Genomic DNA, 4,017 nt, shown 5'->3' on the forward strand with positions numbered 1-4,017 from the left:
GCCCGTCCCGAGCGGACGGGCACCGCGGCGCACCGGGGTGCCGGGGTGCGGCACCGTCACCGGCCGTCCCGCGGCGCGGAGGCCCTGACCAGCACCAGCGCGCACCCGGCGAACACCAGTGAGAAGGCCGCCAGCCACCAGAACGAGGCGTGGAAGCCGGCCAGCAGGCCCGCGCGGTCGCCGCCGCCGTCCCCCAGCACCGCGATGAGCAGGGAGGCGCCGACCGCGCCGCCGAGCCGCAGGAAGATGTTGATCACCGTCACGGCGTCCGGCACCTGCTGCGGCGGCACGCTGACGTAGGCCGCGGTGGACGACGGCACCACCGACAGCGCGTTGGCCACGCCCAGCGCGAACAGGCAGGCCTCCAGCGCCCAGAGCGGGGTGTCGGCGGGCAGCAGCGCCACCGGCAGCACGCTCGCCCCGGTCAGCAGCGCCCCGGTGAGCGCCACCGGGCCGCCGCCGAACCGGTCGGTCAGCCGGCCCGCGAACGGCAGCAGGGCCGCCCCCAGGGCGAAGCCCACCATGGCCAGCCCGGAGGCGATCACGCCGTAGCCGCGCAGCTGCTGGAAGTACAGCGCCCAGATCACCAGCGCGCCGAACTGGATCGCCCCGGCGAGGAAGCCGGACACCGACGCCGCGGTGAAGACCCGGTTGGCGAACAGGCCCAGGTTGAGCAGCGGCGCGGCGGTGCGGCGGGCCCGCAGCACGAACGCGGCCAGCGCTGCCAGGCCCAGCACCAGCGGCAGCCAGAAGCCGGTGGCGGTGCGCCCGCCCGGCTCGGCCGCGGTGCTCACCGCGTAGGTCAGTGCGGGCAGGCCGACACCGATCAGCGCGAAGCCTGCGGTGTCGAAGCCCGTGGACGCCTGCGGCTCGCCGCGCGGCAGCACCCGCAGACCGAGCCACACGCCGAGCACGCCGACCGGGACGTTGATCAGGAACAGCCAGGGCCAGGAGGTGTGGGCGATCAGCAGGCCGCCCAGCACCGGGCCGAGCGCGGGTGCCAGCACCAGCGCGGCGCCGGCCGAGCTCATCACCCGGCCCATCAGCTCGCGCCCGGCGACCTGGGCGATCACCGTCTGGCCGACCGGCAGCAGCAGGCCGCCCGCCACGCCCTGGAGCACCCGGGCCGCGATCAGCACCCGGATGTCGCCAGCCACCGCGCAGAGCACCGAGGCGACGGTGAACGCCACCAGCGACCACACCCACAGCCGGCCCGCGCCGATCCGGCGGCCCGCCCAGCCGCACAGCGGCAGCCCGGCCACCAGGGCCAGCAGGTAGCCGCTGACCAGCCACTGGGAGGTCTGCAGCGAGGCATGCAGGTCGGCCGCGACGGTGGCCAGGCCGATGTTGACCAGGGCGCCGTCGAGCTGGGCCATGAACGCGCCGACGATCACCACGGCGGCGACCTGCCAGACGTGGCGCGGCACGGCCGGGCGCGGCGGATCGGCCGCCCGGGCGGGCGGCGCCGCCGGCTTGGCGGTCTCGGGGGTCGTCGTCATGGCTCCTCCGTGCGGCCAGGGGGACGAGATGTCCCGGTTGTGGGGATTCCCCCGCGACGTTCCCGGTCGCCGCTCGAAGCGCGCTCGAACCCCGCTGGAGCCGGGGCCCGGCGGCCCCGGATCAGGCCCGGCACTCCGGCAGCGCGCCGTGGAACCGCACCATGTCCTCGAACAGTTCGGCGATGTCCAGGAACGCGCCCGGTTCGGCGCCGTCCAGTTCCGCGTACGCCCGGTGCAGGTTGGGCACCAGCCGCTCCGCGTCCAGCAGGTCCGCGAACGGGCCGAGGTCGGCGTGCCGGGCCGCCTCCAGCGGGGTCAGCCCGGCCGCCCTGGCGCCGCGGGCCAGCACCTCCAGCCGACGCAGGTACGCCTCCGCCTCGTCCAGCAGCTCGGGGCCGCCGACCGGGCCGTGCCCGGGCACCACGGTGACCGGGTCGAGCGCCCGCAGTGCGGCGATCGCGTCCAGCGAGCCGGCCAGCGAGCCCATCGCGATGAACGGGGTGACCCCGGACATCACCAGGTCGCCGGTGAACAGCACCCGCTGCCGGGGCAGCCACACCACGGTGTCGTCGGTGGTGTGCGCCGGGCCGGGGTGGCTCAGCTCCAGCGCGGTCTCCCCCGCGTGCACGGTCATCCGGTCGCGGTAGGTGATCGCGGGCAGCTCCAGGTCGATGCCGCCCCAGCAGACGTCCGGCCAGAGCGTGGTGAGGTGCAGCCCGGCCCCGGCCATCGCGGTGCGGGTCCGCTCGTGGCCGACCACCACCGCGTCCGCGGCGAACACGCAGTTGCCGAAGGTGTGGTCGCCGTGGAAGTGCGTGTTGACCACGATCCGCGCCGGTGCCGGCGCGAGCCGGGCGGCGGCCTCGCGCAGCCCGAGCGCCCGGTAGCGGGTGGCGGCGGTGTCCACCAGGACGCACTCGCCGCCGTCCACCACGATGCCGGCGTTGTTCAGGCACCAGCCGCCGTCCGGCTGGACGTACGCGAAGACCCCGTCGGCGACCTCCTGCACGCTGGGCGTCAGGACGGCCGCGGTGCCGAGCGCCATCAGACCAGGTGGTCGTAGGTGACCAGCCGGGAGCGGGTGAGCACCTCGCCGTCGGTGACCTCCAGCACGTCGTGGACCACGCAGCTCGGCGCGATCTCCGGCTGCCGCACGCCCGGCCGGGCGTGCACCACCAGGGTGTAGACGGTGGAGCGCAGCGAGCCGTCCTCCTGCTCGTCCAGGACGATCTGGTTGAACCAGTGGCGGCGCTGCACCGGGTCGTCCTCGAAGCGGCGGTTGAAGTCCTCCAGGACGCCGAGGATCGCGGCGCGGCCGCGGGCCGGCTCGACGCCGGGGGCGTGCTGGAAGCTGCCGTCCTCGGTGAAGGTGGCCGCGTACTCGGTGAAGCGCAGGTCGTCCAGGGCCTGCATCTGCCGGGCGTAGAACTGCTGCACCCGCAGGTAGAGATCGGTGGGGACGCGTGTGGCGAGCATGGCTCCTCCGGTCGTTCGGCCCAGTGCCTCGGTCGGCGGGCGGCCCGCCCGCGCGCCCACCGTGCTCCGCGCGGCTCGAACCCCGCTCGAACGCCGCGGACAGCGCCCGGGACCGCGGCGTCGAGCCGGGGTCGACCGCTCCTCCAGGGGTGCGCCGCACGCTTCCGTCGAACCGCACCCGACCGCCCTGATCAGCGGCGATGGAGGAGACATGACGGAGGCAACCGCACCGGTGGCACTGGTCACCGGTGCCACCAGCGGGATCGGCCTGGAGGTCGCCGGCCGGCTCGCCCGGCTCGGCGCCCGGGTCTTCATCTGCGCGCGGAAGGCCGACGAGCTCACCGCCGCGGTGAAGGCGCTGCAGGAGGAGGGCCTGGAGGTCGACGGCACCACCTGCGACGTCGCCGACCCGGCCCAGATCCGCGACTACGTCCGGGCCGCCGTGGAGCGCTTCGGCCCGGTGGACATCCTGGTGAACAACGCCGGCCGCAGCGGCGGCGGCGCCACCGCCGAGATCGCCGACGAGCTCTGGAACGACGTCATCACCACCAACCTCACCAGCGTCTTCCTGATGACCAAGGAGGTGCTGACCGCCGGCGGGATGCTCGGCAAGCAGCGCGGACGGATCATCAGCATCGCCTCCACCGGCGGCAAGCAGGGCGTCGTCCACGCCGCGCCGTACTCGGCGTCCAAGCACGGCGTGGTCGGCTTCACCAAGGCGCTCGGCCTGGAGCTGGCCCGCACCGGCATCACCGTGAACGCGGTCTGTCCGGGCTTCGTGGAGACCCCGATGGCGGCCAAGGTGCGCGAGCACTACGCCGGCATCTGGAACGTCTCCCTGGACGAGACCCACGACCGGATCACCACCCGGGTGCCGATGGGCCGCTACGTGGAGACCCGCGAGGTGGCCGCGATGGTCGAGTACCTGGTGAGCGACGACGCCGCCGCGGTCACCGCGCAGGCCCTCAACGTCTGCGGCGGCCTCGGCAACTACTGATCCCCCACCCCGCGAGCACGGCCCGGCGCCCCACCCCACGGGGGC

General features: G+C 74.9%; 4 protein-coding genes. 1 reads left to right on the forward strand and 3 read right to left on the reverse strand.

Annotation, left to right across the window (positions count from 1 at the left end):
• Positions 1-56: 56 nt before the first annotated feature.
• The 3 genes from ACFV0G_RS36455 to ACFV0G_RS36465 form a co-directional block, all read right to left on the reverse strand.
• On the reverse strand, positions 57-1,499 hold the full coding sequence (locus ACFV0G_RS36455) for an MDR family MFS transporter (RefSeq protein ID WP_380557189.1): 1,443 nt from the start codon (positions 1,497-1,499) through the stop codon (positions 57-59).
• 121 nt (positions 1,500-1,620) lie between these two features.
• On the reverse strand, positions 1,621-2,544 hold the full coding sequence (locus ACFV0G_RS36460; RefSeq protein WP_380557191.1) for an MBL fold metallo-hydrolase: 924 nt from the start codon (positions 2,542-2,544) through the stop codon (positions 1,621-1,623).
• Entirely contained in the window at positions 2,544-2,975 is a 432-nt protein-coding gene (locus ACFV0G_RS36465) for a nuclear transport factor 2 family protein (RefSeq protein ID WP_380557193.1), read from the reverse strand. Before ACFV0G_RS36465 ends, ACFV0G_RS36460 begins: the two co-directional genes overlap by 1 nt.
• Positions 2,976-3,186: 211 nt before the next feature.
• Here ACFV0G_RS36465 and fabG point away from each other — a divergent pair, with 211 nt between their 5' ends.
• Positions 3,187-3,972: a 3-oxoacyl-ACP reductase FabG gene (gene fabG, locus ACFV0G_RS36470; RefSeq protein WP_380557195.1), complete on the forward strand. Its 786-nt coding sequence runs from the start codon at positions 3,187-3,189 to the stop codon at positions 3,970-3,972.
• Positions 3,973-4,017: the final 45 nt, after the last annotated feature.

This window comes from Kitasatospora sp. NPDC059571, assembly GCF_042735675.1.
GTDB lineage: Bacteria > Actinomycetota > Actinomycetes > Streptomycetales > Streptomycetaceae > Kitasatospora.